At 67.4% G+C, this 953-nt stretch carries 1 protein-coding gene; it reads right to left on the bottom strand.

The features are described from left to right. Positions 1-953 (bottom strand): type VI secretion system tip protein TssI/VgrG (gene tssI, locus DOM36_RS19540; RefSeq protein ID WP_157958698.1); only part of this gene is annotated, 953 nt, incomplete at both ends.

Raw genomic sequence — 953 nt, 5'->3', positions numbered from 1 at the left:
CGGGTGTTGCCGGCCTGGTGGATCAGGTAGCCGAGGTTGAGCTGGCTCTTCTCGGCTTCGGAGTTGAGCCGAACACGCTCCTGGTCGGTGGCGTCGTCGAAGACGAGTTCGTTGTACTTGCTGCCGCGATAGGTCTTGCTCTTGAAGCCGGAGAGCAGGCCGTGGCTGTGCCAGTCGGGGCTCTGCTCGCCGTTATAGACCCGGCCTGTGATCAGCGGCCGGTCGGCGTCGCCCTCGAGGAAGTCGACCAGCACTTCCTGGCCGATGCGCGGGACGAACACCCCGCCCCAGCCGGCGCCGGCGTTGGGCTGGGAGACCCGCAGCCAGACGCTGGAATTCTCATCGTTCTGGCCCTGGCGGTCCCAGTGGAACTGGACGCGCACGCGGTTGAGGTGATCGGTATGGATCTCCTCGTTGGCGGGGCCGACCACGGTGGCGGTCTGCGGCCCGCCGATCACCGGACGCTGATGGGCCAGCGGATGGCGGTAGGGCTGGGTGCGGCGCTGGGCGTCGAGATCGACCAGAAAGTGACCGGTGCCACCGGTGGCATAGTCCTTGAGACGGCCGCTGAGACGTTCACCGGTGGGATCGGCCGTTTCTGCCTCGAGACCGTGCGCTTTCCTGGCGGCGTCGAGCTGGGGCTGCAGGCTACCCGGCAGCGCCTGGAGCTGGGCCGAGACCGGCAGGGCGTTCTCGGCGTGGACGGTCACCCCGAGCAGCAGGAACTGGCGCTCTTCCTCACCCACTAGGTCGTGCAGCGGGTGCTGGGTGAGCTCGAACCAGCGCCCGGCCTGGAGCTGACGCGCGCCACCGCTGCCGCGAAAACGCTTGGCCAGGGATTCATGCGCTTCCAGCCGGTTTTCGGTGAGGCGTTCGCCGCGCGCATAGCCGTGATAGTAATACTCGCCGGCGTAGTCGTAGACCTCGGTGTCGGGCAAGTTGCCCTGATCGCT

Origin of the sequence: Salinicola sp. CPA57, assembly GCF_003206035.1 — a bacterium.
Lineage (GTDB): Bacteria > Pseudomonadota > Gammaproteobacteria > Pseudomonadales > Halomonadaceae > Salinicola > Salinicola socius.
This window is presented reverse-complemented; position numbering and strand designations above follow the sequence as displayed.